This is a genomic window from Burkholderia sp. BCC0044 (assembly GCF_902832955.1).
In the GTDB taxonomy this organism is placed as follows: domain Bacteria; phylum Pseudomonadota; class Gammaproteobacteria; order Burkholderiales; family Burkholderiaceae; genus Burkholderia.
Map to the genome: position 1 here is coordinate 351,547 of NZ_CADFDO010000005.1, position 26,276 is coordinate 377,822.

Below are 26,276 nucleotides of genomic sequence, written 5' to 3' on the forward strand. Positions count from 1 at the left end.
GATGGCCCACGGCTTTCCCCTTCAGCTGCTGCTCGACCGCGCGCAGGACGACCTCGATTCGGCCGCGAAGCAGCTCGGCACCGCGCAGCGCGACCGCACCGCGGCGGCCGAACAGCTCGACGCGCTGCTGCGCTATCGCGACGAATACCACGCGCGCTTCGCGCAATCCGCGCAGAGCGGGATGCCGGCCGGCAACTGGCGCAATTTCCAGGCGTTCATCGACACGCTCGATGCGGCGATCGCGCAGCAGCGCACCGTGCTCGCCGCGGCCGAGGTCCGCATCGACGAGGCGCGCCCGAACTGGCAGCAGAAGAAACGGACCGTCGGCTCGTATGAAATCCTGCAGGCGCGCGGCGTCGCGCAGGAAGCGCAGCGCGACGCCCGGCGCGAACAGCGCGACGCCGACGAACATGCCGCGAAGATCCTGCGCATGCGGGCCGACGCGGCCCGTTCGTCGTAACCGACCACCGCCTTCGAACGAGAGAACCGTCATGCCTCCCCTGCCCCTGCTCGGCGCGCTGCTCGACACCGCCGGCGCCGCACTCAAGGCCGCCCGCGGCTCGGGTGCGTCCGCCGCCAACGATGCGTCGGCCGCCACGAGCGCCGTACCGTTCGCGCAGACGCTGAAGCAAAGCGTCGCCACGCGCGGCGATACGGCCAACGCCGGCACGCCGGACGTGTCGACCAGACAGGCTGCCTCGAAGCCGGCCGCCGGCGCGAAACCGTCCGGCACGGACGACGACAAGGCGACCGACGACACGACCGCGAACGCCGCCACCGCCAACCCCGACGCCGCCGCCCTCGCGGCCGCCGCGGCCGTGCAGGCGCAACTGCAGGCGCGCCCGGACACCGCGACGCCGGCCGACGCGGCCGCCGCCGCCGTCACTGCGCAAAAGACGGCCGTGTCCGGCCAGCCGGACGCCACGGCGACGCTCGCGAATCATGCCCCCCAGGACGCGGCCGCCCTGCAAACCGATCCGGCTTCGAGCCGCGACGCGCTGCAAGCGGCGCTCGCGAAGCTGACGGGCGGTGCGAACGCGATTGCGATGCCGGCGACCGGCACGGCCGCCGCCGCCACGCCGACCGCGCCGACCGCGCCGGCGGCAACCGCGTCGAATGCCGCCGCGCCGCTGACGCCGAAAGTGCCGACGTTCGACCGCACGCTCGCCGACGCGAAAGGCGCGCTCGCCACGCAACAGACGCCGACCCAGATCACCGCGCAGACGCTGCAGGCCGACGCGAACGCGCAGTCCGGCGCGCAGCACGCACTCGCGGCGGCCAGCAACGCGACGGATCCGGCCGCCAGCGCGACGCTCGCGGCCGGCGCAACGGCCGCTGCCGCCGCGCAGGCGAACCTGCAACTGTCGCCGGCCGCCGGTGCGATCGCCGCCGCCAACGCGCACGTGCTCGCGCCGCACGTCGGCACGGCCGACTGGACGGATGCGCTGAGCCAGAAGGTGGTGTTCCTGTCGAATGCGCACCAGCAGAGCGCCGAGCTGACGCTCAACCCGCCCGATCTCGGGCCGCTGCAGGTGGTGCTGCGCGTCGCGGACAACCATGCGCACGCGCTGTTCGTGTCGCAGCATCCGCAGGTGCGCGACGCGGTCGAAGCCGCGCTGCCGAAGCTGCGCGAAGCGATGGAAGCGGGCGGGCTCGGGCTCGGCAGCGCGACCGTCAGCGACGGCGGCCTCGCTTCGCAGCAACAGCAGCAAAACCCGCAGCAGACCAACGCCTACGGCCAGTCGTCGCGACGCGGGAACGGCGGACCGTCAGCCGTCGATGCACCCGTCGACGCCGCGCAATCCGCACCGGTCGCCGCGCGCGCGAGCCGCGCCGGCCTCGTCGATACGTTTGCCTGAGCATGGCCGTGGCCGCTGCGTGCGCGCCGCGCTCAGCGGCCGTGCACCGCGGCAGCCGCCTCGCCGCGCGGCACGCCGCCCTTGCGCGCCGCGACGATGAAGTCCGCCGCGCGTTCGCCGATCATCACCGACGGCGCATTCGTGTTCCCGCCGATCAGCGTCGGCATCACCGACGCATCCACCACGCGCAGCCCGTCGACGCCGCGCACGCGCAGCTGCGGATCGACGACCGCGCGCGCATCGGAGCCCATCCGGCAGGTGCCGACCGGGTGATAGATCGTGTCCGCGTGCGCGACGATCGTCGCGCGCAGCTCCGCTTCGCTCTGGTCCGGCCGCGTGTACAGCTCGCGCCCGCCCTGCGACGCGAGCGGCGCCTGCGACAGGATGCGGCGCATCGCCTGCGTGCCGCGCACCAGCAGGTCGAGGTCGCGTGAATCGCTGAAGAAGCGCGGATCGATCAGCGGCGCGTCGCGCGCATCGCCGCTCGCGAGCGCGACCGTGCCGCGGCTGAACGGCCGCAGCGCGCACACGTGCAGCGAATAGCCGAACCCCCAGTGCATCTTGCGGTTGTGATCGTCGACCAGCGCCGTGCAGAAATGCAGTTGCAGGTCGGGCCGCGCGAGCGACGGGTCGCTCTTGATGAAGCCGCCGGCCTCCGCGACGTTGCTCGTCATCATCCCCGTGCGGCTCGAGAAATAGCGCGCGATCGCCGGCGTCATCTTCGCGATCCCGCGCAGGCACACGCCCACCAGCTCCGACGAATTCACGCGCGTGTTGATGATGAAATCGATGTGGTCGATCAGGTTCGTGCCGACGTCCGGCGCGTCCTGCACGACCGCGATCCCGTGCCGGCGCAACTGTTCGGCCGGGCCGATCCCCGAACACATCAGCAGTTGCGGCGAATTGAACGCGCCGGCCGACAGGATCACCTCCGCGCGCGCGCCGAGCGTCTCGACGCGCCCGTTGCGCGACACGACGACGCCGACCGCGCGCTTGCCGTCGAAGCCGACGCGCAGCACCGTCGCATCGGGGACCACGTGCAGGTTCGGCCGATTACGGCCGTAGATATACGCGCGCGCCACGCTGCAGCGCGCGCCGTCGCGATGCGTGACCTGATAGAAGCCGACGCCTTCCTGCGTCGCGCCGTTGAAGTCGTCGTTCAGCGGATAGCCGGCCGCGTGCGCGGCCTGGATGAATCGTTCGGAGAACGGATTGCGAAAGCGCAGATCCGACACCGACAGCGGGCCGTCCGCGCCGTGCCATGCGTCGGCGCCGCGTTCGTTGCCTTCCGCCCGGCGGAAATACGGCAGCACGTCCTGCCAGCCCCAGCCCGTCGCGCCGAGCTGCGCCCACTCGTCGTAGTCGCCCGGGTGGCCGCGCGTGTAGATCATCGCGTTGATCGCGCTCGAACCGCCCATCCCGCGCCCGCGCGGCTGGTAGCCGCGCCGCCCGCCGAGGCCCGGCTGCGGCACCGTCTCGTAGCCGTAGTTGGTGCCGAGCTTGTACGGCACCAGCGCCGCGATGCCGACCGGCATGTTGACGAGCAGATTGCGCTCCGTGTGCGAGCCGGCCTCGATCAGCGCGATCGTCGCATCGGGGCACGCATCGGCGAGACGGCCGGCGAGGCTCGATCCACCCGAACCGCCGCCGACGATGATGTAGTCGTATTGCATGTCACGTCTCCGTCGTGTCATGGAAGGCGCCCGGCACCGCCGCGCGACCGCGTCTCCTCTTGTGTTCGGGCATTGTAGGAATGGCCGTCCCGCGCGCGGCACGCGGATTCAAGAGCGATTCCTCTAAACGCCCGCGTGAACTAAATTTAAGATGTCTCGATGCGCTTCGCGCGATGCACCGGCCACGAGAAGCCGATTCGTCGCGAAACGGGAGGAACGACGATGCAGCGCCGGATTCTGCTGGCCACGTGCCGACCGGGTGATCCGGAAGTCACGCGCGCGGCCCGCATTTCATTTCAAACGGCGGCCCGCGCGACGACGCACGGCGTCATGCGCGCGGTCGGTCGAAATCGAACGGCACGGGTCGTCGCCGACCGTTTGGACGGTGTGTCGCCGCGGTTGCACGATGCGCGGCGCCACGCCGTCGCGTACCCGTCGCGTCGCCCTGCTTCGGTGCCCCGGCAGGCGATCGCAAGACGGCGTCGCGTGCCCGCTCGCCATCGCGTCGGGTCATGCGCGCATGCCGTGCGGGACGACTTTCGGACGCGCAAACCGTCGCGCGGATACGACGCCCGCCGCGTGCCGCAACCGGTTTTCGAGCACCCGTCGCATCCGGCCCCGCGCCGGCGCGACACGCATCACCCGATCCGCGTCGCCGCGCTCGCCGAGCGCGCGCGTGCGGCGTGACGGCCGGCCGATGGGCCAGGCCCAACTGGAGGAGACGACATGAAGAACGACCTGCCCGAACTGGCCCCGCAAGCACTGCCGTCGGTCGATGCGCTGACGTCGCTGCTGCACGACCAGCGCGCGGCGTACCTGCGCGCGCCGTACCCGGCATGGGACACGCGTGCGCAGCACCTGCGCGCGCTGCGCACGATGCTGATCGACCACGCGGATGCGCTCACCGACGCGATCAGCGCCGATTTCGGCCATCGCTCGAAACAGGAAGTGCTGCTGTCGGAAATCTGGATGGCGAAAGAAGAGATCGACGACGCGCTGAAGCACGGCAAGCGCTGGATGAAGCCGGTCCGCAAGCCGATGAACAAGTGGCTGCGCCCGGCGCGCGCGAAGGTGATTCCGCAACCGCTCGGCGTGGTCGGCATCGTCGTGCCGTGGAACTACCCGGTGCTGCTCGCGGCGGGGCCGCTGATCTGCGCGCTCGCCGCCGGCAACCGCGCGATCATCAAGATGTCCGAACTGACGCCGCGCACGTCGGCGCTGTTCGAGCAGCTGATCGGCAAGACCTTCACGCGCGACCACGTCGCGGTCGTGAACGGCGACGCGGAAGTCGGCGCCGCGTTCAGCGCGCTGCCGTTCGACCATCTGCTGTTCACCGGCTCGACGCAGGTCGGCCGCCACGTGATGCGCGCGGCCGCCGACAACCTCACGCCGGTCACGCTCGAACTCGGCGGCAAGTCGCCGGCGATCGTCGGCCCGAATGCGCGCTTCGACGCGGCCGTCGACGCGATCGTCGCCGGCAAGACGCTGAACGCCGGCCAGACCTGCATCGCGCCCGACTACGTGCTGCTGCCGCGCGGGATGGAAGGCGCGTTCATCGAACGCGCGCGCGCCCGCTTCGCGAAGCTGTATCCGGACCTGTCGGCCAACGGCGACTACACGACGATCGTGTCGCCGCGTCACTACGCGCGCCTGCAGCAACTGGCGAGCGACGCGCAGGCCGCCGGCGCGCAGCTGCATCCGCTGTCGGATGCGCAGTCCGATCCCGCGTCGCGCCGCTTCGTGCCGTGCGCGGTCACGCACGTGCCGGCCGCGTCGCAGCTGATGCAGGAGGAAATCTTCGGGCCGCTGCTGCCGCTCGTGCCGTACGAACGGCTCGACGAAGCGATCGCGTACGTCAATGCGCGCCCGCGGCCGCTCGCGCTGTACCTGTTCGACGAGGATGGCGGCACGATCGACCGCGTGATGCGCGAAACGGTCTCGGGCGGCGTCACGGTCAACGAAACGCTGATGCACATCGCGTGCGGCAGCTTGCCGTTCGGCGGCGTCGGCGCGAGCGGCATGGGCGCGTATCACGGCTACGACGGCTTCGTGACGTTCTCGAAGATGAAGCCGGTGCTCACGCAGGCGCGGCTGAACGCGCGCAACCTGCTCGCGCCGCCGTACGGCAAGCGCTTCGCCGCGGTGATCAAGCTGATGCTGAAGTTCTGAGCGGGACGGGCCGCGTGCGTCGCGGCCCTTGCACGTTCGCCGCGCGGCATGAACGCCGCGCGCACAGCCGTCACACGTCACACGGGCCAGAGCGGCCCTTCCTGCATCGCGCCGATCTGCTCGCGCAATTCGAGCACGCGCGCTTCCCAGTAACGATGCGTGTTGAACCACGGGAAGGCGGCCGGAAACGCGGGGTCGTCCCAGCGCCGCGCGAGCCACGCCGCGTAGTGGATCAGCCGCAGCGTGCGCAGTGCTTCGACCAGATGCAGCTCGCGCGGCTCGAATTCGCAGAAATCCTCGTAGCCGGCGAGCAGGTCGGCCAGCGCGCGCGACGCGCCTTCGCGGTCGCCCGGCAGCAGCAGCCACAGATCCTGCACGGCCGGCGCCATCCGGCTGTCATCGAAGTCGACGAAATGCGGGCCGGCATCGGTCCACAGCACGTTGCTCGGATGACAGTCGCCGTGCGTGCGCAGCAGGCGAATCTCCCCGGCGCGCTCGAACGCGGCCTCGACGCCTTCGAGCGCGAGCGCGACCACGGTCTCGTACGCCGGTCTTACGTCATCCGGAATGAAATCGTGCGCGAGCAGGTAGTCGCGCGGCTCGTAGCCGAACGTGGCGATGTCGAGCACGGGACGCGCGACATACGGCTCGGTCGCGCCGACCGCATGAATGCGGCCGATGAAGCGGCCAAGCCATTCGAGCGTGTCGCTGCGGTCGAGATCGGGGGCGCGGCCGCCGCGCCGCTCGAAGATCGAGAAGCGGAAGCCGTCGAACGCGTGCAGCGTGCGGCCGTCGAAGGCGCGCGCGGGCACCGCCGGAATCTCGCGCGCGGCGAGTTCGGCGACGAATGCATGCTCTTCGAGGATCGCGTCGTCCGACCAGCGCGCCGGACGATAGAACTTCGCGACGACCGGCGGGCCGTCTTCGATACCGACCTGGTAGACGCGGTTTTCGTAGCTGTTGAGGGCGAGCAGGCGCCCGTCGGTGCGCAGGCCGGCCGGCATCAGCACGCTGTCGAGCGCGTCGAGCACGCACTCGGGCGTGAGGCCGGCGAACGGCGGGCTGGCGGGAGAAGCGGGAGCGGAAGTGGCGTCTGTCATGCCCTGCATTGTGCCGCCAGCCGGACCGAAAGACGAGCTTAGTGAAGCGCCGCGCCGGCCGGCAGAACGGATTCGCCGGTGTCGATCAGGTCCTCGAGAAAGAACGGCTCGGTGTTGAGTTCTTTCGACTCACCCGGCACGCCCGCGTACCAGGTCACCATGGCCATGTCGCCCAGGATGCGCTGGACGATGCCGCGCGCGCCTTTCGGCACCGCGATATGGGTAGTGCAGACGATCGACCCGATATGCATGATGGTTCCCCACTCTTGACTCTTGAAACCCGGCCCGCTGGCGAGCCGGCAAATGCACGATCCGCGCCGCTCTCGGCGGAGCGTTGCGCGTGATCCCATTGTTCACGGTTTATCGAAGCGCGAAAAGAAGAAGAAGCAGGCGAAGTGCCGCGAATTCGTCGAATGTCTCCAATCAACCACTGCGCCGGGCACGCACTTGCCCGCCCGGTTACCCCCATCATACCCTGTCGAATGTGACTGCCCGCCGAAACCGCCCGGCGTGCCGCGCGCACGTGATTGACGCAAGACACGTACCGCTTCGCTTCGCCGGTACCGGATCATCGGAACACGCGCCGCGACCACGTTGACATCACCTCGCGCGCGTCGCATGCCGATCGCTTTCCACCGTTCGTCGAATGCTTGCGTGCGCAGCGGCCGGCGCACCGGTGTCGGCCTGCATCGACGCAACCTGTCGCCCGCGATACGAGCCGCCGACAGTAGTTGCGTTCGATGCTTGCCTTGCGGTACCTTAGGCTTTCATTCGCGTTCAACCGCATTCCGACACGATGCACCCGCTCACGTCCGCCCTCGCAAAAAACCGGCCGCAGTTCGACTCGCGGCCGCAGGCGTGCACGCATCCGTCGGTCCTTCCTCCTCCTGTCGCGCCGCCGCGCGTCTGCGCCGCGCCGCCCCCGCCGGCGGCACGCGTCGGCTGACTCGCCGGCTTTTCGTTTTCGTCTTCCATTCGCCCCGTTGGCTGTCGTGCGTGCGTCGTGACGCACCGCGTGTTGCCGCGTGCGCGGATGGAACGTTTCGATCCGTTCGACAGGTGGATTCACATGGTTTCGTTCAAACGCGCGCTTGCCGCGCATGGCGCGACGTCGCTCTTCGTGCTGCTGTGGAGCAGCGGCGCGATCTTCGCTGAACTCGGTCTGCGTCACGCATCCGCGTTCGCCTTTCTCACTGCCCGTTTCGCGCTCGCATCGCTCGTGCTGCTCGCGCTGGCCTTCATGCGCAAACGCTGGCTGCCGCCGCGCGGCGAGCGGCGCATGGCCGCGCTGACCGGCTTGCTGATGATGGGCGGCTATTCGATCTTCTATCTGCTCGCGCTCGAGCGCGGCATCGCGCCCGGCGTGCTCGCGACGATCCTCGGCGTGCAGCCGATCCTCACGCTCGCGCTCGTCGAGCGTCGCTGGCAGCCGGTGCGCATCGCGGGGCTCGCGCTGTCGCTCACCGGCCTCGCGCTCGTCGTCGGCCGTGGCGTGAGCGGCGGGACGGGCGGCCTGTCGGCTGCGGGCATCGCATGCGCGCTCACGGCGCTCGTTGCGCTGACCGTCGGCTCGCTGCTGCAAAAGCGCGTACGCGCGGCGCCCGCCGACGTGCTGCCGCTGCAGAATGCGATCGGCCTCGCGTTGTGCGTCGCGATCGCGCCGTTCCGGCCGCTGTCGTTCGACATGAGCTGGGCGTTCGTCGTGCCGCTGCTGTGGCTCGGCATCGTGATTTCGGTGATCGCGCAACTGCTGTTCTACCGGTTGATGCAGCGCGGCGATCTCGTCAACGTGACGAGCCTGTTCTATCTCGTGCCCGTCGTCACCACGCTGATGGATGCCGTGTGGCTCGGCAACCGGCCCGAGCCGCTCGCGCTCGCCGGCATGGGCGCGATCATCGCCGGACTCGCGCTCGTGTTCCGCGCGCCGGCCGCACGCCCGCAACCCGACCGCGCGTGAGCGGGCGGGCCGCCGCGCCCGCGGGTGCGGCGGCCCGCATCGGACACATACGACGATTCCGCGAAAATCGAAAGCAACGGGAAAGATGCGTGCAAGGCATCCGTCTTGTTTGCATAAAAAACGCGTGATTCCCGGGGCTTTCCGCTGATTTTTAATGGTTCGGATAGCGAAAAACGCCGCCGGTTGCCTATACTCGAATGGACGGCCTGCACGTAACGGGCCGGACCCACACTAGAAACACCCGGCATGGGACCGGGGTGAGCGCATGCGTGCCGACTTCGGCCGATATCCCGCAGGGATGAAGCCCAGGCAAGCGCTGAAGCGCCCACTTCGGCCGACACTGGAGACACGCATGACGACCTATTTCACGATCGGCGACTTCATCCTGTTGATTCCGATGGCGCTGGCCGGAGCGCTATTTCTCGGCGCGGTGCCGTGCGCCACTCAATTCCGTCACAACCTGCTGCGCGTGCTCGGCGTCATTCTCGGCGTCGGCGTCGCGGTGTTGCTCGTCGAAGGCCTGCCTGCGCTGATCTAGCGCCCCGCCCCGTGCGTGACGTGCCTCGCTGCACCGCAGCGAGGCGACGGAGCGCCTGCGCGTGAGCGATACGGCACGCGATGTTTCGCATGCCGTATCGACTTCCTCCGGTCAGATCGCCTGATCGGTGGACGGCTTTTCCCACAGATTGATGCCGCCTTCCGTCGCGTAACGATCGATCTCCGCGAGTTCCTCCGCGGAGAATTCGAGGTTGTTCAACGCGCCGACGTTCTCGCGCACCTGTTCCGCCCGGCTCGCGCCGATCAGCGCGGACGTCACGCGGCCGTTGCGCAGCACCCACGCCAGCGCCATCTGCGCAAGGCTCTGCCCGCGCCGTTCGGCGATCGCGTTGAGCTTGCGCACGTGCTCGAGGTTGTCCGCGCTCAGGTGATCCTCCTTCAGCGAGCCGCCGCCCGGCTTGTTCACGCGCGCGTCTGCCGGCACGCCGTTCAGGTACTTCGACGTGAGCAGGCCCTGCGCGAGCGGCGTGAACGCGATGCTGCCCGCGCCGACGTCGTCGAGCGTGCCGAGCAGATCCTCTTCGATCCAGCGGTTCAGCAGGTTGTACGACGGCTGGTGAATCAGCAGCGGCACCTTGTATTGCGCGAGCAGCGCGGCCATCTCGCGCGTCTTCGCGGCCGAGTACGACGAAATGCCGATGTACAGCGCCTTGCCCTGCTGCACCGCCGACGCCAGCGCGCCGGCCGTTTCCTCGAGCGGCGTGTGCGCGTCGAAACGGTGCGAGTAGAAGATGTCGACGTAGTCGAGCCCCATCCGCTGCAGGCTCTGGTCGAGGCTCGCGAGCACGTACTTGCGCGACCCGCCGCCGCTGCCGTACGGCCCCGGCCACATGTCCCAGCCGGCCTTCGTCGAGATCAGCAGCTCGTCGCGATACGGCCGGAAATCCTCCTTCAGCAGCCGGCCGAAGTTGGTTTCGGCGCTGCCGTACGGCGGCCCGTAGTTGTTCGCGAGGTCGAAGTGGTTGATGCCGAGGTCGAACGCGGTGCGCAGGATCTCGCGCTGCGTCGTGATCGGCGTCGAATCGCCGAAGTTGTGCCACAGGCCGAGCGACAGGGCGGGCAGTTTGAGCCCGGATTTGCCGCAGGTGCGGTATTGCATGCCGGCATAACGTTCGGAAGCTGCTTCGTAGGCCATGAGTCTGTTCCGTCAGGACATCGGGGGAAGGGACGCGCGCCGGCCGCGCCAATGGCGTGACGGCGGCGAAGGAGTCATACGACGACTATGGTAACGAAAGCGGCCGGATCACGCACGGCGGCACCGCGATGGACGCGACCGCGGCGCTCGCCTACACTGCGGCGTCTCGAATCACCGTTTCAGCGAGGTTGGTATGTCCCGGGTCATCTCGGTTGCACTGCTCGTCGGCGGCGTCGTGCTGCTGTATTTCGGCGGCCAGTCGTTCCATTCGATCAACGACAACGTGTCGCGCTTCTTCACCGGCTCGCCCGCGACGAAGACGATCCTGCTGATCGTCGGCGGCGCCGTCGCGTCGTTCGCCGGCCTGATCGGCCTCGCGATGCCGGGCAGCAAGCGCTGATCGCGACGTACGCACGGCCCGCGTGACCGCGCGCGGGTCGCGCCAAACGAAACGGGCGGCCAAGCCGCCCGTTGCTTCATTCGCCCGCGATGCGTTGCATCGCGTGAGCATCGCGGCGTCGCCGCGCCGCCCGATCCACGCCTAGAGCGCCACTTCCGGCTTCGACGCCGAGCGCGTGCCGGGCACCGGCCGGTTGCTCGCGCCGTGATACGTGTACACGAGCGAGAACTTCACTTGGTCGGAGCGGTTCTGCCCGGCCGAATGCAGCGTGTTGCTGTGGAAGAACACGACGTCGCCCGTCTGCAGCGACGGGCACGTGGCCGCGTCGATCATCCTGCGGTTTTCCGGCAGATCGCTGCGGAAGAACTTCGCGTCGTCGAACGCTTCCGGACCGAATTCGGCCGTATGCGAACCCGGCACCAGCCACAGCGCGCCGTTCTCGTTGGTTTCCGGCCCGAGCGCGAGCCACACCGACACCATGTCCGGCCGCTCGAACGCCCAGTAGCGGAAATCGCGATGCCAGCCGGTCAGGCTGCCGTACGCCGGGTGCTTCGTCATCATGCAGTTGTGATGCGCGCGCGACAGCACGGGCTCCTCACCGAAATACGCACGCATCCACGCGCCGATTTCAGGCGCGATCGCGCGCTCGGCGAACGCCGGATCGCGCGAATACGCGTCGAGCAGCCGCCGCACCGTATGCCCGCCCGGCGCATGCTTCGACTCGGGCGCGCCCGGGTAGCGCAGGTCGGCCTCGAACTCGATCGGCTCGGCGGCCTCCCGCAACTGGCGCTCCGCGATCTGCCTGAGCGCCGCGCACTGCGCCTCGCCGACGAGGCCGCGCGCGACGACGAAGCCGCGCTCGCGCAATTCCGCGACTTGCGCGCGGATCGATTCCGACTGCAATGGAGACGACATGGGATGCCAGACGTTTATTGTGTGAATGTGACGATTGTAAATCGGCGCCGGATACCGCGAACAGCGCCATTGTCGTGCGCAGGGGCATGCCAATCGCGGATTTGATCCAGCGCAAGGGAACTGTGCGACGCGGCGCCTGCCTCAGCGACAGGCGGTATGCGGCACACGCCTTGCTGCACAAGGGTTTATCGCGACTTTTGCCGGTCATGAATCCCCTGTAGCCTGACGCGGCCTGTCAATTCTGGCGGGCGCGGCGCGCGACGGGTTTAGGTAAGATCCGTTGCGCCATCCGAGGCCGTTGATACCAGTGCGCTCTCCAGGGCGCCACCCATACAAGCGAAGCATCGTTCACATGCCATTCCGTCTGACTTCCCGTTTCAACCGCGCTGCGAAGCGCGTCGTGCCGTCCGCTCCTGCCCGCTCGCTGCGCCATCACCGCGCCCGCACGCAGGCGCTGGCCGAACGTACGCCCACGCACGGCCGGCTCGACGGCATCCGTGCGTGGTTCCACGCGTTTTTCTCGATGATGAGCACGCAGGCGTTCGTCCGCCGCGCCGGCCTGCGCTCGCTGCTGCAGAAGCCGTCGTCGCTGCGCGCGCTCGCGCTGCGCCGCAAGCTCGGCCCGCAGCGCCGCGTCAACCGCCCGCGCCGCCTCGCGGCGAGCAACGGCTGGTTCGGGTTCGGCGCGCGTTGAGCGGGTGCCGGCGGGCGTTGCCCGCATCGATCGCCGCCATTGCTTCGGCGATCGACCCCCATAAAAAAACCCCGGCTTGGCCGGGGTTTTTCATTTCAGGCGAACGACGCTTACGCGACGCGTGCCGTCGGCTCCACGCCGGCCGCTTCGGCCAGCGTGAGCGCCTTGTCGGTCGCTTCCCACGAGAATTCCGGCTCTTCGCGGCCGAAATGGCCGTAAGCTGCCGTCTTCTCGTAGATCGGGCGCAGCAGGTCGAGCATCTTGATGATGCCCTTCGGACGCAGGTCGAAATGCTCGCGCACGAGCTTCGTGATCACCGCATCCGACACGCGGCCCGTGCCGAACGTGTTGACCATCACCGAGGTCGGCTCGGCCACGCCGATCGCGTACGACACCTGGATCAGCGCGCGCGACGCGAGGCCGGCCGCGACGATGTTCTTCGCGACGTAACGGCCGGCATACGCAGCCGAACGGTCGACCTTCGACGGATCCTTGCCCGAGAACGCGCCGCCGCCGTGCGGTGCGGCACCGCCGTACGTGTCGACGATGATCTTGCGGCCGGTCAGGCCGCAATCGCCCTGCGGGCCGCCGATCACGAACCGTCCGGTCGGGTTCACGAGGAACTTGATGTCGCCCTTGATCAGCTCGGCCGGCAGCGTCGGCTTGATGATTTCCTCGATCACCGCTTCGCGCAGCGCGGGCAGTTCGATGTCCGGTGCATGCTGCGTCGACAGCACGACGGTGTCGATCGAATCGGGCTTGCCGTCGACGTAGCGGACGGTGACCTGCGACTTCGCGTCCGGACGCAGCCATTGCAGGCGGCCGTCGCGGCGCAGGCTGGCCTGGCGCTCGACGAGGCGGTGCGACAGGTAGATCGGCAGCGGCATCAGTTCCGGCGTTTCGTCGCACGCATAGCCGAACATCAGGCCCTGGTCGCCCGCGCCTTGATCGAGGTTGTCGTCGTGTGCACGATCGACGCCCTGCGCGATGTCCGGCGACTGCTTGTCGTACGCGACGAGCACCGCGCAACCCTTGTAGTCGATGCCGTAGTCGGTGTTGTCGTAGCCGATGCGCTTGATCGTATCGCGCGCGATCTGGATGTAATCGATGTTGGCCGTCGTGGTGATTTCACCGGCCAGCACGACGAGACCCGTATTGCACAGCGTTTCAGCCGCAACGCGGGAGTATTTGTCCTGCTCGAGGATGGCGTCGAGAATCGCGTCCGAGATTTGGTCCGCGACTTTGTCCGGATGGCCTTCGGAGACGGATTCGGACGTGAAGAGATAATCGTTTGCCACTTTTTCAGGCTCCTGTGTGGTTACGGTTGGTTTCACGTAGCCAGCTTCGTTGGGCCTGAAGCGGCGACGCTTTAGCGGATTACCAGGACCGGGCAGCGCGTGTCGCGCCAGCCGGCTTCGCCCCGCAAGTTGTCAGTTAACTCGGCGAAGCCCGTATTATAGCGGCTTTCCTGAATTGTCACAGAGCGCCGCCCGTGCTGCATCTTCCGCTGTCTTACCACCCTGTTCGCAACGTGCCGGCCAGCCGGCCCCACGGAGATTCCGCATGCTAGGCCGCCTCGGCACGCACCTCGCCATCGGCTTGCTGAAGCTGCTCGCCCTGCTGCCGTACGGTCTGACCGCACGGTTCGGCGATGGCCTCGGCTGGCTGCTGTATCAGATCCCCAGCCGGCGAAAGCGCATCGTACATACGAATCTGAAACTCTGCTTCCCCGACTGGAGCGACGAGCGGCGCGAGGAAGTGGCGGGCCAGCATTTCCGCCATGCGATCCGCAGCTACGTCGAGCGCAGCGTGCAGTGGTTCGGCTCGGAGAAAAAGCTCGCGAAGCTGATCCAGGTCGACAGCGCGGTCGATCTCACCGATCCCGACCTGCCGCCGACGCTGTTCCTCGGCCTGCACTTCGTCGGCATCGAAGCCGGTTCGATCTGGCTGAACCGCTCGCTGCAGCGCCGCTGCGGATCGCTGTACCAGCCGTTCTCGAACGCGGTGCTCGAGGAAGCGGCGAAGCAGGCGCGCGGGCGCTTCGACGCCGAGATGGTCGGCCGCGCGGACAGCGCCCGCGTCGTGCTGCGCTGGCTGCGCGACCGCAAGCCGGTGATGCTCGGCGCCGACATGGACTACGGGCTGCGCAACTCGACGTTCGTCCCGTTCTTCGGCGTGCCGGCCTGCACGCTGACGGCCGTGGGCCGGCTCGCGAAGACGGGTCGCGCGCAGGTCGTGCCGTTCATCGGCGAGGTGCTGCCGAACTACAAGGGCTACCGGCTGAAGGTATTCAAGCCGTGGGACAACTACCCGACCGGCGACGACGATCTCGACGCGCGGCGGATGAACGCATTCCTCGAGGAACAGATTCCGCTGATGCCCGAGCAGTACTACTGGGTGCACAAGCGCTTCAAGACGCGCCCGCCCGGCGAACCGAGCCTGTACTGACCCTGCCGCGAGCCGTTCGCGGGTGCGCCGTCATGCGCGCGCCCGCGCCCTCGCCACCTTCGGCGCGCCCTTCGCGCGCGCCTGCCACAGATCGTAGGCCGACTGCTGCGCGAGCCACAGATCGGCCCTTCCTCCGTTTTCCTCGCCGAGCCACGCTTCGAGCCGCAACGCCATTTCCGGGGAGATGCCGGCATGGCCGTGCAGGATCCGCGACAGTGCGGCACGTGTCACGCCGAGTTGCGACGCGGCCTCGGTGACGGTCAGACCAAGCGCCGGCAGCACGTCGTCGCGCAGCGTTTCGCCCGGATGGGGCGGATTGAAGATGCGGGTCATCGCTTGAATCACCTCAGTGGTAGTCCTGGTAATCGACCAGAACGACGTCGCGGCCCTCGAATCGGAATGTCAGCCGCCAGTTGCCGTTCACGCCGACTGCGTAATATCCGTCCAGCCCGCCGGCGAGACCGTGAAACCGCCAGCCGGGCACATTCATGTCGTGCGACGTGGCTGCGACATCGAGACGCGCCAGCATGCGCCGCAGCCTGGGTGCATGATCGGGCCGAATGCCCGCCTTGCTCCCGGTGACGAAAAACGCTTCCAGTCCCTTGTGTACCCACGACTTGATCATGGACCTCCCACACTCGAGCGCGACGTCGACAGCATGGCCCGAATGTGTATAGCCAAACTATACGAATCACTTGATTTCCTCGTCAATCTGACCAGTACGAAAACGTTCGTCCGGGTCGCCTCATCCCTTCGTCGCGTGTTCGGGCACGCATCGCCAGTCCCGCCTCCGTTGCGCGCGCTACACCACGCCAATTTGTCTGCTCGCCACGTACCCGACCAGTCGACCCATCGACATATGCCGCCCGCCGGGCCCGCACGGACGACCGAAACCCCGCCCGCGCAGGACGCTCCCGTCGCCTGCATGTATCATTTGCGGTTGAGATCAGCACGACGAACGAGGCTGCCCGGCATGGCCGCCGGCCGTCCGTGTCGTGCCGACCGCCTTGTTCGCCATGGAATTCCGGACCCAGTGAAACTCTCGTTCACCAAGATGCACGGTGCGGGCAACGACTTCGTCGTGCTCGACGGCTACTCGCGCGCGCTGCCGCCGCTCTCCGAAGCGCAGGTGCGCGCACTCGCCAACCGCCACTTCGGCATCGGCGCCGACCAGTTGCTGCTGGTCGAGAAACCGACCGTCGACGGCGCGGATTTCAAGTACCGGATCTTCAATTGCGACGGCGGCGAGGTCGAACACTGCGGCAACGGCGCGCGCTGTTTCGTGAAGTTCGTCAGCGACCGCGGCCTGACCGACCAGCGCAGCGTGCGCGTGCAGGTCATGAAGGGCCTGATCACGCTGACGCTGCAGGACAACGGCGAAGTCGTCGTCGACATGGGCGCGCCCGTGTTTGCACCCGCGCAGGTGCCGTTTGACGCCGCGGGCCTCGACGCCCGCAAGGAAGGCAACGACACGCTGTGGCCGCTCGACGTCGGCGGCACGACGCGCTGGATCTCGACGGTGTCGATGGGCAACCCGCACGCGGTGCAGGTCGTCGACGATGTCGACGCGTATCCCGTGCTGGAAGAAGGCCCGCTGATCGAGCGCCATGCACGCTTCCCGCAGCGCGTGAACGCCGGCTTCATGCAGATCGTGTCGCGCCACGAAGTGAAGCTGCGCGTGTACGAACGCGGCGCGGGCGAGACGCTCGCGTGCGGCACCGGCGCGTGTGCGGCGGTCGCGGCCGGCATCCGGCGCGGCCTGCTCGATTCGCCCGTGACCGTGCACACGCACGGCGGCACGCTGACGATCGGCTGGGACGGCGCGCGCGACGAAGCCGCCGCGCTGATGATGGCCGGCCCCGCCACGACCGTGTTCGAAGGCGAGATCGACCTGAACGCCCTGACCCTGCAACGTCCTTGATAACTGAACGCGCCAGCCACATGAACGATCGCGAAGTCGCCGACTACCTGCTCGCCAATCCCGAATTCTTCGCGCAGCACGCCGAGCTGCTCGCGACGATCCGTCTCGCGAACCCGCACGGCAAGGCCGCGATCTCGCTGCAGGAACGGCAGATGGAGATGCTGCGCGACAAGAACAAGCATCTCGAACGCCGGCTCGCCGAGCTCGTGCGCTACGGCCACGAGAACGACAGCCTGTCCGCGAAGTTCAGCCGCTGGACCGCACGCGTGATCGCGGAACGCGATCCGTACGCGCTGCCGCGCACGATCGCCGACGGCATCGCCGACGTGTTCGACGTGCCGCAGACGGCGCTGCGCGTGTGGGACGTCGCCGACACCTACGCGCAAGCCGACTTCGCGCGCCAGGTCGGCGAGGAGGTGCGCCTGTTCACGAACGGCCTGTCGACGCCGTACTGCGGCGCGAACACCGGCTTCGAGGCCGCCCAGTGGCTCGCGCCCGCGCTCGCCGCCCCCGCCGCGAGCGCGGCCGAAGGCGCCGAAGCCGCACCGGCCGGCGACGGCCCGGCCGCGTCGGTCGCGCTGCTCGCGCTGCGCGCGCCGCTCGCCGGCACCGACGCGCCCGCGTTCGGCCTGCTCGTGCTCGGCTCGCCCGATCCGCGCCGCTTCCACGACGGGATGGCCACCGACTTCCTCGCGCAGATCGCGACGCTCGCGAGCGCCGCGCTCACGCGCCTGCTGCCGCACTGATCCGCCGCACGCGATGACCGACGATCCGATTGCCGCCTACCTGTCGAACCTGAAGCACGTCAGGCAGCTGTCGGAACACACGCTGCGCGCGTACACGCACGAACTCGACGAACTGAAGAAGCTCGCGGCCGGCCGGCCGCTCGACGCATTGACCGCCGCCGACATGCGCGGCGCGGTCGTGCGCGGGCACGCGGCCGGGCTGTCCGCGCGCTCGATCTCGCACCGGCTTTCCGCATGGCGCGCGTTCTATCGCTGGTTCGCGCAGCGCGTCGAGATGCCGGCGAATCCCGTCGCCGGGGTCCGCGCGCCCAAGCGCGAGAAATCGCTGCCCAAAGCGCTGTCGGTCGACGATGCGGTCGCCCTGATGGACACGCCGCTGCCAGACACGACCGAAGGCATCCGCGACCACGCGATCCTCGAGCTGTTCTATTCGTCGGGGCTGCGCCTTGCCGAACTGGTCGGGCTCGACGTCCGGTACACGCAGGCCGACGGCTACCGCTCGGCCGGCTGGCTCGACCTCGCCGAAGCTGAAGTCACCGTGCGCGGCAAGGGCAACAAGGAGCGCAAGGTGCCGGTCGGCCGCAAGGCGATCGACGCGCTGAACGCGTGGCTCGCGGTGCGCGACGAATTCGTGAAGCACGATCCGCATCCGCTGTTCGTGTCGGTGCGCGGCAACCGGATGTCGCCGGGCGTCGTGCGCGAGCGCGTGAAGCGCGCGGCGCTCGCCGCCGGCATCCCCGCCAACGTCCACCCGCACGTGCTGCGCCACTCGTTCGCGACGCACGTGCTGCAGTCGAGCGGCGACCTGCGTGCGGTGCAGGAACTGCTCGGCCACGCGAGCGTCGCCGCGACGCAGATCTATACGTCGCTCGACTTCCAGCATCTCGCGAAGATTTACGACAGCGCGCATCCGCGCGCGAAGAAGCGCGACTGACGCGCGTCCCGTGTTACCCGCCACGCGCGGCGGCCGGCCCCGGCCGGCGTCGCGCGCGGCCCATTTCGATCTCATCATGCAAACCGTCACCCTCAAGCCGTCCAAGGAAAAATCGCTGCTGCGCCGCCATCCGTGGATCTACGCCAATGCGATCGACCGCGTCGACGGCAAGCCCGCGCCCGGCGCGACCGTGCTCGTGCGCGCGCACGACGGCCGCTTCCTCGCGCGCGGCGCGTACAGCCCGCAGTCGCAGATCCGCGTGCGGGTGTGGAGCTTCGACGAGCACGAGCCGATCGATCACGCGTTCTTCAAGCGCCGCGTGCAGCGCGCGGTCGCGCACCGCACGACGATGGTGTCGGGCACGGGCGCGGTGCGGCTCGTGTTCGGCGAAGCCGACGGGCTGCCGGGGCTGATCGTCGACTACTACGTCGCGGATACCGCCGAAGCCGGCGCGGCGCCGCGCGGCCAGCTCGTCTGCCAGTTCATGGCCGCGGGCGTCGAAGCGTGGAAGGACGCGATCGTCGCGGCGCTCACCGGCGCGACCGGCTGCCCGAACGTGTACGACCGCTCGGACGTATCGATCCGCGACAAGGAAGGGCTCGAACAGACGACCGGCGTGCTGGCCGGCGACGCGCCGCCCGCGACGCTGATCTCGAATGAAAACGGCGTGCGCTATCACGTCGACGTGCCGAACGGCCACAAGACGGGCTTCTACGTCGACCAGCGCGACAACCGCGCGCTCGTCGAGCAGTACGCGGCCGACCGCGACGTGCTGAACTGCTTCTGCTACACGGGCGGCTTCTCGCTCGCGGCGCTCAAGGGCGGCGCGAAACACGTCGTGTCGATCGATTCGTCCGGCGACGCGCTCGCGCTCGCGCAGCAGAACGTCGTGGCCAACGGCTTCGACGCGGAACGCGCGACCTGGCTCGACGCCGATGCGTTCAAGACGCTGCGCCGCCTCGTCGACGAAGGCGAGCGTTTCGACCTGATCGTGCTCGATCCGCCGAAGTTCGCGCCGACGCGCGACAGCGTCGATCGCGCGGCGCGCGCGTACAAGGACATCAACCTGAGCGGCTTCAAGCTGCTGCGTCCGGGCGGCCTGCTGTTCACGTACTCGTGCTCGGGCGCGATCGACATGGACCTGTTCCAGAAGATCGTCGCGGGCGCGGCCGCCGACGCGAAGGTCGACGCGCGCATCCTGAAACGGCTCGGCGCGGGCGTCGATCACCCGCTGCTCGCCGCGTTCCCGGAAGGCGAATATCTGAAGGGCCTGCTGTTGCAAATCGTCTGATCGCCCCGATCTAGCGCGGACAACCGCGCTCGCCCGCATTGGCGGCGCTGCGCTCCCGCCTGTCGTCCGGACGACGGGCGAGGACTTGACAGGTATGTTTCAATGGATGGTTGTGCGCCCCGGCTCGCAGCGCGAGGGCGCGACGCACATCCTGGTTTTGACCCCGATTCACGAACCACAGGCGACCGACATGGCCACTCCCGTCACCATCCTTACCGGCTTCCTCGGCAGCGGCAAGACGACGCTGCTCAAGCGCATCCTGAACGAACAGCACGGCATGAAGATCGCCGTGATCGAGAACGAGTTCGGCGAAGAAAACATCGACAACGAAATCCTCGTGCAGGATTCGAACGAGCAGATCATCCAGATGAGCAACGGCTGCATCTGCTGCACGATCCGCGGCGACCTCGCCCGCGCGCTCGGCGATCTGGCCGCGAAGAAGCGCGAAGGCAAGCTCGACTTCGACCGCATCGTGATCGAGACGACCGGCCTCGCGAACCCGGGCCCCGTCGCGCAAACGTTCTTCATCGACAGCGAAATCGCCGACGACTTCCTGCTCGACGCGGTCATCACGCTGGTCGATGCGAAGCATGCGAACGCGCAGCTCGACGAACACGAAGTGGTGCAGCGCCAGGTCGGCTTCGCCGACCGCCTGTTCATCACGAAGTCGGACCTCGTCGACGACCAGACCGTCGCTGGCCTCAAGCACCGCCTGATGCACATGAACCCGAAGGCCGCGATCAAGGTCGTGAATTTCGGCGAAGCGGACATCAAGGAAATCTTCGATCTGCGCGGCTTCAACCTGAACGCGAAGCTCGAGATCGATCCCGATTTCCTCGCCGAGGACGATCACGCGCACGATCACCACGATCACGGCCATGACCACGATCACGCGAATTGCGATCACGATCACGGCCAATGCGCGCACGATCACGACCACGGCCACCACCACAATCATCACCACGCGCACCACGACGACAAGATCAAGTCGTTCGTGTACCGCAACGACCGCCCGTTCGACCCGAACAAGCTGGAAGACTTCCTCGGCGGCATCCTGCAGATCTATGGCGAGCGGATGCTGCGCTACAAGGGCGTGCTGTACATGAAGGGCGTCGACCGCAAGGTCGTGTTCCAGGGCGTGCACCAGATGATGGGGAGCGACCTCGCGGCGAAGTGGCTGCCGGTCGAGAAGAAAACCAACAAGATGGTGTTCATCGGCGTCGACCTGCCGCAGGACCTGATCACCGACGGCCTCGACGCCTGCCTCGCCTGACCCGCGCGGGCGCCTGCCGCGCGCCCGCGGCCCGGCCGCCCGCACCGGCGGCTGCGGCGGTCGCGCGGCGCCGCCTTTTCCGGGCAGGGTTTCGCCGTCATCGCTTTTTCGCGATTTGCGCGTTATATTTTCTAGATATTGGCGCAGCCGACGGGGATCGACCCGATACGGCGCCCGCTTGCGATTCAGTTACAATACGTGCCCGCTGGAGTACGGCAACAAACAGGCCCGGTTCTTGCTGAACCAGTTTTCCGGGCATCGCAACCGCGCCGGATCGCCAATCCGCCTCCCGGCCGCGGCCGATGCGATGTGCCGCGCAGCACACCGGTTCGCAGCGCGCGCAACTCCGCGCCAGGCCTATCCTGGTATTTGAGAACCGGTTTTCCAGAGGCTTTCGGCCCCGCGGCGGCAAATCGCAAATGATTGCAAGGGCGGTTGCGGGTAATCCCAAAGTGCAGGCAATATCTGTCGATTTGCCGCACATTGAAGAAGCAAGCAGATGACGAAGAAACTCTTGACCGAAGCCGAAATCCTGAAGATGAGCGACAAGGATTACATGAATGAGGATCAGCTCGCCTTCTTCAAAAATCGGCTCGAACAGTTGCAAGCGGACATCCTCAAGAATGCAGGCCAGACGACCGAGAACCTGCGCGAGACGGTGATCGTCCCCGATCCCGCCGACCGCGCGACGATCGAGGAAGAGCACGCGCTCGAGCTGCGCACGCGCGATCGCGAACGCAAGCTCCTCAAGAAGGTTCAGCAGTCGCTCGCCCGCATCGATTCCGGCGATTACGGCTGGTGTGAGGAAACCGGCGAGCCGATCGGCATTCCGCGCCTGCTCGCGCGTCCGACCGCCACGCTGTCGCTCGAGGCGCAGGAGCGCCGCGAACTGCGCCAGAAGCTGTTCGGCGACTGATCGAGCGGCGTTCCGCTCAAACACGCTGCTTCCCGAAAGCGCGCGGCCTGCCGCGCGCTTTTTGTTTTTCCGGCACCGGTTCCCGGCCGCCGGCCGATTTGCATCGCCCTCTTGATATCCCGGCGCCCGCCCTAAAATGAAACGGACGCGCGCCGGGCCGCTCCCCGGCGCACTGCGGATTCACGCGGCGGCGCGTCGCGCCGCCCGACTCTTCCCCGTTTTTCTCAAGGAACGCAGATGGAGCAATTTCACGGCACGACCATCGTTTCGGTCCGGCGCGGCGACAAGGTCGCGCTCGGCGGCGACGGCCAGGTAACCCTCGGCAACATCGTCATGAAGGGTGGCGCGCGGAAAGTGCGGCGGATCTACAACAACCAGGTGCTGGTCGGATTCGCGGGCGGCACCGCCGATGCGTTCTCGCTCCTCGACCGCTTCGAGGCGAAGCTCGAGAAGCACCAGGGCAACCTGACCCGCGCGGCCGTCGAGCTCGCGAAGGACTGGCGCACCGACCGGATGCTGCGCCGCCTCGAGGCGATGCTGATCACGGCCGATGCGACCACCACGCTCGTGATCACCGGCAACGGCGACGTGCTCGACCCGGAAGGCGGGATCTGCGCGATCGGCTCGGGCGGTGCATACGCGCAGGCCGCGGCCCGCGCGCTCGTCGAGAACACCGAGCTGTCGCCGCGCGAGATCGTCGAGAAGTCGCTCGGGATCGCCGGCGACATGTGCATCTACACGAACCACAACCGCATCATCGAAACGATCGAGTAAGGACAGCCCCATGAGCACCATGACCCCTGCCGAGATCGTCTCGGAACTCGACAAGCACATCATCGGCCAGGCGAAGGCGAAGAAGGCCGTCGCCGTCGCGCTGCGCAACCGCTGGCGCCGCCAGCAGGTCGCCGAGCCGCTGCGCCAGGAAATCACGCCGAAGAACATCCTGATGATCGGGCCGACGGGCGTCGGCAAGACCGAAATCGCGCGCCGCCTCGCGAAGCTCGCCGACGCGCCGTTCATCAAGATCGAAGCGACCAAGTTCACCGAAGTCGGCTACGTCGGCCGCGACGTCGACAGCATCGTGCGCGACCTGATCGAGATCTCGGTCAAGCAGACGCGCGAGTCCGAAATGCGCAAGGTGCGCAGCAAGGCGACCGACCAGGCCGAAGACCGCATCCTCGACATCCTGCTGCCGCAGCCGCGCGCGGTCGGCTTCGGCGGCAATGCCGAGCACGCGAACGACGACAACAACGCGACGCGTCAGACGTTCCGCAAGCGCCTGCGCGAAGGCCAGCTCGACGACAAGGAAGTCGAGCTCGACCTCGAGCAGCCGTCGGTCGGCATGGACATCATGGCGCCGCCGGGGATGGAAGAGATGACCGAGCAGATCCGCTCGATGTTCTCGAACCTCGGCAGCGGCAAGAAGCAGCGCCGCAAGGTGAAGATCAAGGAAGCGCTGAAGCTGCTGACCGACGAGGAAGCGGCGAAGATGCTCAACGAAGAGGAAGTGAAGACGAAGGCCGTGCAGAACGTCGAGCAGAACGGCATCGTGTTCCTCGACGAGATCGACAAGATCACGTCGCGCAACAACGAAGGCAGCGGCGGCGAAGTGTCGCGCCAGGGCGTGCAGCGCGACCTGCTGCCGCTCGTCGAAGGCACGACGGTCAACACGAAGTACGGGATGGTGAAGACCGATCACATCCTGTTCATCGCGAGCGGCGCATTCCATCTCGCGAAGCCGAGCGACCTGATTCCCGAACTGCAGGGGCGCTTTCCGATCCGCGTCGAGCTGGATTCGCTGTCGGTCGAAGATTTCGAGGCGATCCTCGATGCGACCGACGCGAGCCTCGTCAAGCAGTACCAGGCGCTGCTCGCGACCGAAGACGTGCAGCTCGAATTCGCCGACGACGGGATCCGGCGCCTCGCCGAGATCGCGTTCGCGGTCAACGAGAAAACCGAGAACATCGGCGCGCGCCGGCTGTACACGGTGATCGAGAAGCTGCTCGAGGAAGTGTCGTTCTCGGCCGGCAATCACGCCGGCGAGCGCGTGACGATCGACGCGAAGTATGTCGACCGCGCGCTCGGCGAAGTGGCGCAGGACGAAGACCTGTCGCGCTACGTGCTGTAACGCGCGCAGTGCTCGATGAGAGACGGGCGGCCCCTGCGGGGGCCGCCCGTTTTCGTTGATGCGCCGCTTACTGCCGAACCGGCTTCTTCGCGAGCTTGCGCTGCAGCGTGCGGCGGTGCATGTTCAGCGCACGCGCGGTGGCCGAAATGTTGTTGTTGTTCTCCGCCAGCACGCGCTGGATGTGCTCCCATTCGAGCCGGTCCACCGACAGCACGACCGGATTCTCGAGCGCCTCGTCGGCCTGCACTTCGGTCGCGTTGGTCTGCAGCGCGGCCAGGATCGACTCGACGTTGGCCGGCTTCGCGAGGTAGTTGTCGGCGCCTTCCTTCACGGCCTGCACGGCGGTCGCGATGCTCGCGTAGCCGGTCAGCACCAGGATCCGCGCATCGGGCTGCAGGTCGCACAACGGCGCGATCAGGCTCAGCCCAGAATCCTCGCCGAGATGCAGGTCGACGGTGATGAACTGGAACTTGCCGCCCGCGGCGAGCCGCAGCGCCGCCTCCTTGTCGTGCGCCTGCTGGACCGCGTAACCGCGGCGCTCGAGGCCGCGCGCGAGCGTACCCGCGAACACCTCGTTGTCGTCGATCACCAGGAAATTGTTCTCGCTCATGGGGTTTCTCCGTCTACGTGTTGGTTGAGGCAGCCGGCATCGCGACGCGCACGACCGGCAGGCGCAGCACGGCCCGCGTGCCGCGCCCGGTCGTGGCGCCGGCCGGGCGGCCGTCCGGCGTGCCGGCTGGCCGTTCGGCTGCATGCGCGCCCGTGCGCGCGCCCGCGCGTGGTCTCGATGCCGCCGCCGCGTGGCCATTCGCCGCACCGCCGGCCCGACCGTTGCCGCCCGCCGCGCGCGGCGTGACGTCGGACAGTTCGATCTCGCCGCCCAGCCGCGCGGCCGCGCTGAACGCCAGATACAGGCCGACGCCGTGCCCGCCCTGCGTGCTGTCGACCGGCATCGCGCCGAGCGATTCGCGCAACGCGGCCGGAATGCCGGGCCCGTCGTCGCGTACCTCGAATTCGATTTCGTCGGCCGTGCCGCCATGCGCGACCTTCGCGGCGAGCGTCACGCGCTGCGGGCTCGCGCGCGCGGCGTTGTCGAGCAGGATCGTCAGGATCTGGCCGGCCGCGACCGTGTCGTCGAGCGCGACGCCGGCCGGGCGCGCGCCGAGCAGCTCGAACTGCACGTGCGGATGCCGCAGGCGCCAGTGCTCGACGAACGTGTCGAGCCAGTCGTCCACCGGCTGGCGGCTCGCCGGCGCGCTCGCGCGGCTGCGCAGGCGCGCGAGCGCCGACGTGCAGAGCGTCATCTGTTCCTCGAGCACCTTCAGGTCGGCCTCGTAGCGGGCGAGCCCCGGATCGGCGCGCGCCGCGTCGCGCAACTCCTCGGCGAGCATCGCGATCGTCGACAGCGGCGTGCCCATTTCATGCGCGACGGTGGCGGCCTGCACGCCGAGCGCGACGGCCCGCTCGTCGCGCAGCAGATGCTGCTGCGCCTCGCCGAGCGCCGCATCGCGCTGGCGCAACGCGTTCGACATGCGCGCGACGAACCACGCGATCAGCCCGACGCTGACCATGAAGTTCGCCCACATGCCGGTACGGTAGTAATCGAACAGGTTCGCCGGGTTGTCCATGTTGAGCGGCACCGAATCGAAGCCGAGCGCCGCGTAGCAGGCGACCGCGAACGCCGCGAGCCAGATCATCAGGTGCCACGGCAGCACGGCCGCCGCGATCGCGAGCGACGGCAGGTACAGCGACACGAACGGGTTGGTCGTCCCGCCCGACAGGAACAGCAGCGCGGACAGCGCACCGAGGTCGACCCACAGCTGGCCGAGCAGCTCGAAATTGGTCTCGGGCCGCGCGCGCAGCACGCGCACCCAGGTCAGCGCGTTGAAAACGATTTCGAGCGCGATGACCATCAGCATCGCCGGCAGCGGCAGATGCACGCCGAAATAGGTCTGCACGACGCCGATCGTCACGAGCTGGCCGATGATCGCGAGATTGCGGAGCCAGAACAGGTGACTGAGGTTGACGCGCCCGGTGGTGGTGATTCGTTGCATCCGGGCAGTTTACCCGTTTAGCGCCCGGCGCCTCTAGCGGGGCCGGATCCGCGCACGCGACCGGACGACGCACGTGCGCGGCGCGGGACCGGCGCGGCACCCCGG

At 68.1% G+C, this 26,276-nt stretch carries 26 protein-coding genes; 16 read left to right on the forward strand and 10 right to left on the reverse strand.

All coding sequences use genetic code 11. The annotated features are described in order from the left end of the window. Position 1: 1 nt before the first annotated feature. Together fliJ and HWX14_RS29615 are read left to right on the forward strand one after the other, a co-directional pair. The gene (fliJ, locus tag HWX14_RS29610; RefSeq protein ID WP_089468707.1) at positions 2 to 460 is read left to right on the forward strand and encodes a flagellar export protein FliJ; all 459 of its coding nucleotides are present in this window, start codon (positions 2 to 4) and stop codon (positions 458 to 460) included. A 31-nt stretch (positions 461 to 491) separates the two neighbouring features. Then, positions 492 to 1,859: a flagellar hook-length control protein FliK gene (locus HWX14_RS29615; RefSeq protein ID WP_175885850.1), complete on the forward strand. Its 1,368-nt coding sequence runs from the start codon at positions 492 to 494 to the stop codon at positions 1,857 to 1,859. Between the two features lie 32 nt (positions 1,860 to 1,891). Here the strand turns inward: HWX14_RS29615 and HWX14_RS29620 are convergent, their stop codons facing one another. After that, positions 1,892 to 3,532, reverse strand: a complete 1,641-nt coding sequence (locus HWX14_RS29620; RefSeq protein ID WP_175885851.1) for a GMC family oxidoreductase N-terminal domain-containing protein — start codon at positions 3,530 to 3,532, stop codon at positions 1,892 to 1,894. Positions 3,533 to 4,258: 726 nt separating this feature from the next. On the opposite strand from HWX14_RS29620, the gene HWX14_RS29625 reads away from it, so the two are divergent. Next, positions 4,259 to 5,701, forward strand: a complete 1,443-nt coding sequence (locus HWX14_RS29625) for a coniferyl aldehyde dehydrogenase (RefSeq protein ID WP_175885852.1) — start codon at positions 4,259 to 4,261, stop codon at positions 5,699 to 5,701. 77 nt (positions 5,702 to 5,778) lie between these two features. On the opposite strand, the gene HWX14_RS29630 is transcribed toward HWX14_RS29625, so the two are convergent. After that, entirely contained in the window at positions 5,779 to 6,801 is a 1,023-nt protein-coding gene (locus HWX14_RS29630; RefSeq protein ID WP_175885853.1) for a serine/threonine protein kinase, read from the reverse strand. Between the two features lie 38 nt (positions 6,802 to 6,839). Then, positions 6,840 to 7,052 (reverse strand): hypothetical protein, encoded by a 213-nt coding sequence (locus tag HWX14_RS29635; RefSeq protein WP_006477514.1) that lies wholly within the window; start codon positions 7,050 to 7,052, stop codon positions 6,840 to 6,842. Between the two features lie 818 nt (positions 7,053 to 7,870). Here HWX14_RS29635 and HWX14_RS29640 point away from each other — a divergent pair. Together HWX14_RS29640 and HWX14_RS29645 are read left to right on the forward strand one after the other, a co-directional pair. After that, positions 7,871 to 8,758, forward strand: a complete 888-nt coding sequence (locus HWX14_RS29640; RefSeq protein ID WP_175885854.1) for a DMT family transporter — start codon at positions 7,871 to 7,873, stop codon at positions 8,756 to 8,758. Positions 8,759 to 9,110: 352 nt separating this feature from the next. Then, on the forward strand, positions 9,111 to 9,296 hold the full coding sequence (locus HWX14_RS29645; RefSeq protein ID WP_006482800.1) for a hypothetical protein: 186 nt from the start codon (positions 9,111 to 9,113) through the stop codon (positions 9,294 to 9,296). A 111-nt stretch (positions 9,297 to 9,407) separates the two neighbouring features. Here the strand turns inward: HWX14_RS29645 and mgrA are convergent, their stop codons facing one another. Beyond that, positions 9,408 to 10,451, reverse strand: a complete 1,044-nt coding sequence (gene mgrA / locus HWX14_RS29650) for an L-glyceraldehyde 3-phosphate reductase (RefSeq protein WP_175885855.1) — start codon at positions 10,449 to 10,451, stop codon at positions 9,408 to 9,410. A gap of 193 nt (positions 10,452 to 10,644) precedes the next feature. Between mgrA and HWX14_RS29655 the strand changes: the two genes are divergently transcribed. Further along, entirely contained in the window at positions 10,645 to 10,851 is a 207-nt protein-coding gene (locus HWX14_RS29655) for a DUF3185 family protein (RefSeq protein ID WP_175885856.1), read from the forward strand. Between the two features lie 141 nt (positions 10,852 to 10,992). Here the strand turns inward: HWX14_RS29655 and HWX14_RS29660 are convergent, their stop codons facing one another. After that, positions 10,993 to 11,766 carry a phytanoyl-CoA dioxygenase family protein gene (locus tag HWX14_RS29660; RefSeq protein WP_175885857.1) on the reverse strand — a complete coding sequence of 258 codons (774 nt, stop codon included), beginning with the start codon at positions 11,764 to 11,766 and terminating at the stop codon, positions 10,993 to 10,995. A 352-nt stretch (positions 11,767 to 12,118) separates the two neighbouring features. On the opposite strand from HWX14_RS29660, the gene HWX14_RS29665 reads away from it, so the two are divergent. After that, complete coding sequence (locus tag HWX14_RS29665) at positions 12,119 to 12,460, forward strand: hypothetical protein (RefSeq protein ID WP_175885858.1); 342 nt, start codon at positions 12,119 to 12,121, stop codon at positions 12,458 to 12,460. Positions 12,461 to 12,570: 110 nt separating this feature from the next. Here the strand turns inward: HWX14_RS29665 and metK are convergent, their stop codons facing one another. Then, positions 12,571 to 13,758, reverse strand: a complete 1,188-nt coding sequence (gene metK, locus HWX14_RS29670) for a methionine adenosyltransferase (protein ID WP_175885859.1) — start codon at positions 13,756 to 13,758, stop codon at positions 12,571 to 12,573. 265 nt (positions 13,759 to 14,023) lie between these two features. Between metK and lpxL the strand changes: the two genes are divergently transcribed. After that, on the forward strand, positions 14,024 to 14,908 hold the full coding sequence (gene lpxL, locus HWX14_RS29675) for a lauroyl acyltransferase LpxL (RefSeq protein WP_175885860.1): 885 nt from the start codon (positions 14,024 to 14,026) through the stop codon (positions 14,906 to 14,908). A gap of 30 nt (positions 14,909 to 14,938) precedes the next feature. On the opposite strand, the gene HWX14_RS29680 is transcribed toward lpxL, so the two are convergent. Next, entirely contained in the window at positions 14,939 to 15,241 is a 303-nt protein-coding gene (locus tag HWX14_RS29680) for a HigA family addiction module antitoxin (RefSeq protein ID WP_175885861.1), read from the reverse strand. A gap of 13 nt (positions 15,242 to 15,254) precedes the next feature. Beyond that, complete coding sequence (locus tag HWX14_RS29685) at positions 15,255 to 15,533, reverse strand: type II toxin-antitoxin system RelE/ParE family toxin (RefSeq protein WP_175885862.1); 279 nt, start codon at positions 15,531 to 15,533, stop codon at positions 15,255 to 15,257. 408 nt (positions 15,534 to 15,941) lie between these two features. On the opposite strand from HWX14_RS29685, the gene dapF reads away from it, so the two are divergent. From dapF to hslU, 8 genes are all read left to right on the forward strand, one after another. Beyond that, complete coding sequence (gene dapF, locus HWX14_RS29690) at positions 15,942 to 16,829, forward strand: diaminopimelate epimerase (RefSeq protein ID WP_175885863.1); 888 nt, start codon at positions 15,942 to 15,944, stop codon at positions 16,827 to 16,829. A gap of 20 nt (positions 16,830 to 16,849) precedes the next feature. Beyond that, positions 16,850 to 17,575, forward strand: a complete 726-nt coding sequence (locus tag HWX14_RS29695) for a DUF484 family protein (protein ID WP_175885864.1) — start codon at positions 16,850 to 16,852, stop codon at positions 17,573 to 17,575. A 13-nt stretch (positions 17,576 to 17,588) separates the two neighbouring features. Beyond that, the gene (xerC, locus tag HWX14_RS29700; RefSeq protein ID WP_175885865.1) at positions 17,589 to 18,509 is read left to right on the forward strand and encodes a tyrosine recombinase XerC; all 921 of its coding nucleotides are present in this window, start codon (positions 17,589 to 17,591) and stop codon (positions 18,507 to 18,509) included. A gap of 76 nt (positions 18,510 to 18,585) precedes the next feature. Beyond that, entirely contained in the window at positions 18,586 to 19,800 is a 1,215-nt protein-coding gene (locus HWX14_RS29705) for a class I SAM-dependent rRNA methyltransferase (RefSeq protein ID WP_175885866.1), read from the forward strand. 190 nt (positions 19,801 to 19,990) lie between these two features. After that, positions 19,991 to 21,073, forward strand: a complete 1,083-nt coding sequence (locus tag HWX14_RS29710; RefSeq protein WP_175885867.1) for a GTP-binding protein — start codon at positions 19,991 to 19,993, stop codon at positions 21,071 to 21,073. Positions 21,074 to 21,572: 499 nt separating this feature from the next. Beyond that, positions 21,573 to 21,989, forward strand: a complete 417-nt coding sequence (gene dksA / locus HWX14_RS29715) for an RNA polymerase-binding protein DksA (protein ID WP_006477498.1) — start codon at positions 21,573 to 21,575, stop codon at positions 21,987 to 21,989. A gap of 237 nt (positions 21,990 to 22,226) precedes the next feature. Then, positions 22,227 to 22,763, forward strand: a complete 537-nt coding sequence (hslV, locus tag HWX14_RS29720) for an ATP-dependent protease subunit HslV (RefSeq protein ID WP_006477497.1) — start codon at positions 22,227 to 22,229, stop codon at positions 22,761 to 22,763. Between the two features lie 10 nt (positions 22,764 to 22,773). Next, positions 22,774 to 24,117 (forward strand): ATP-dependent protease ATPase subunit HslU, encoded by a 1,344-nt coding sequence (gene hslU / locus HWX14_RS29725; RefSeq protein ID WP_069618206.1) that lies wholly within the window; start codon positions 22,774 to 22,776, stop codon positions 24,115 to 24,117. A gap of 67 nt (positions 24,118 to 24,184) precedes the next feature. On the opposite strand, the gene HWX14_RS29730 is transcribed toward hslU, so the two are convergent. Next, positions 24,185 to 24,727 carry a response regulator transcription factor gene (locus HWX14_RS29730; protein WP_021156278.1) on the reverse strand — a complete coding sequence of 181 codons (543 nt, stop codon included), beginning with the start codon at positions 24,725 to 24,727 and terminating at the stop codon, positions 24,185 to 24,187. A 13-nt stretch (positions 24,728 to 24,740) separates the two neighbouring features. Further along, positions 24,741 to 26,171: an ATP-binding protein gene (locus HWX14_RS29735; protein WP_175885868.1), complete on the reverse strand. Its 1,431-nt coding sequence runs from the start codon at positions 26,169 to 26,171 to the stop codon at positions 24,741 to 24,743. Positions 26,172 to 26,276 lie beyond the last annotated feature (105 nt).

What these genes read in the sequence shown, in the direction of transcription:
- HWX14_RS29640 (WP_175885854.1), top strand. Translation starts at nt 7,871, where the DNA reads ATGGTTTCGTTCAAACGCGCGCTTGCCGCGCATGGCGCGACGTCGCTC.
- dksA (WP_006477498.1), top strand. Translation starts at nt 21,573, where the DNA reads ATGACGAAGAAACTCTTGACCGAAGCCGAAATCCTGAAGATGAGCGAC.
- HWX14_RS29680 (WP_175885861.1), bottom strand. Translation starts at nt 15,241, where the DNA reads ATGACCCGCATCTTCAATCCGCCCCATCCGGGCGAAACGCTGCGCGAC.
- HWX14_RS29655 (WP_175885856.1), top strand. Translation starts at nt 10,645, where the DNA reads ATGTCCCGGGTCATCTCGGTTGCACTGCTCGTCGGCGGCGTCGTGCTG.
- hslU (WP_069618206.1), top strand. Translation starts at nt 22,774, where the DNA reads ATGAGCACCATGACCCCTGCCGAGATCGTCTCGGAACTCGACAAGCAC.
- hslV (WP_006477497.1), top strand. Translation starts at nt 22,227, where the DNA reads ATGGAGCAATTTCACGGCACGACCATCGTTTCGGTCCGGCGCGGCGAC.
- HWX14_RS29735 (WP_175885868.1), bottom strand. Translation starts at nt 26,171, where the DNA reads ATGCAACGAATCACCACCACCGGGCGCGTCAACCTCAGTCACCTGTTC.
- HWX14_RS29705 (WP_175885866.1), top strand. Translation starts at nt 18,586, where the DNA reads ATGCAAACCGTCACCCTCAAGCCGTCCAAGGAAAAATCGCTGCTGCGC.
- xerC (WP_175885865.1), top strand. Translation starts at nt 17,589, where the DNA reads ATGACCGACGATCCGATTGCCGCCTACCTGTCGAACCTGAAGCACGTC.
- HWX14_RS29685 (WP_175885862.1), bottom strand. Translation starts at nt 15,533, where the DNA reads ATGATCAAGTCGTGGGTACACAAGGGACTGGAAGCGTTTTTCGTCACC.
- HWX14_RS29695 (WP_175885864.1), top strand. Translation starts at nt 16,850, where the DNA reads ATGAACGATCGCGAAGTCGCCGACTACCTGCTCGCCAATCCCGAATTC.
- HWX14_RS29660 (WP_175885857.1), bottom strand. Translation starts at nt 11,766, where the DNA reads ATGTCGTCTCCATTGCAGTCGGAATCGATCCGCGCGCAAGTCGCGGAA.
- HWX14_RS29710 (WP_175885867.1), top strand. Translation starts at nt 19,991, where the DNA reads ATGGCCACTCCCGTCACCATCCTTACCGGCTTCCTCGGCAGCGGCAAG.
- mgrA (WP_175885855.1), bottom strand. Translation starts at nt 10,451, where the DNA reads ATGGCCTACGAAGCAGCTTCCGAACGTTATGCCGGCATGCAATACCGC.
- HWX14_RS29620 (WP_175885851.1), bottom strand. Translation starts at nt 3,532, where the DNA reads ATGCAATACGACTACATCATCGTCGGCGGCGGTTCGGGTGGATCGAGC.
- HWX14_RS29625 (WP_175885852.1), top strand. Translation starts at nt 4,259, where the DNA reads ATGAAGAACGACCTGCCCGAACTGGCCCCGCAAGCACTGCCGTCGGTC.
- HWX14_RS29630 (WP_175885853.1), bottom strand. Translation starts at nt 6,801, where the DNA reads ATGACAGACGCCACTTCCGCTCCCGCTTCTCCCGCCAGCCCGCCGTTC.
- HWX14_RS29645 (WP_006482800.1), top strand. Translation starts at nt 9,111, where the DNA reads ATGACGACCTATTTCACGATCGGCGACTTCATCCTGTTGATTCCGATG.
- HWX14_RS29730 (WP_021156278.1), bottom strand. Translation starts at nt 24,727, where the DNA reads ATGAGCGAGAACAATTTCCTGGTGATCGACGACAACGAGGTGTTCGCG.
- lpxL (WP_175885860.1), top strand. Translation starts at nt 14,024, where the DNA reads ATGCTAGGCCGCCTCGGCACGCACCTCGCCATCGGCTTGCTGAAGCTG.
- fliJ (WP_089468707.1), top strand. Translation starts at nt 2, where the DNA reads ATGGCCCACGGCTTTCCCCTTCAGCTGCTGCTCGACCGCGCGCAGGAC.
- HWX14_RS29635 (WP_006477514.1), bottom strand. Translation starts at nt 7,052, where the DNA reads ATGCATATCGGGTCGATCGTCTGCACTACCCATATCGCGGTGCCGAAA.
- HWX14_RS29665 (WP_175885858.1), top strand. Translation starts at nt 12,119, where the DNA reads ATGCCATTCCGTCTGACTTCCCGTTTCAACCGCGCTGCGAAGCGCGTC.
- HWX14_RS29615 (WP_175885850.1), top strand. Translation starts at nt 492, where the DNA reads ATGCCTCCCCTGCCCCTGCTCGGCGCGCTGCTCGACACCGCCGGCGCC.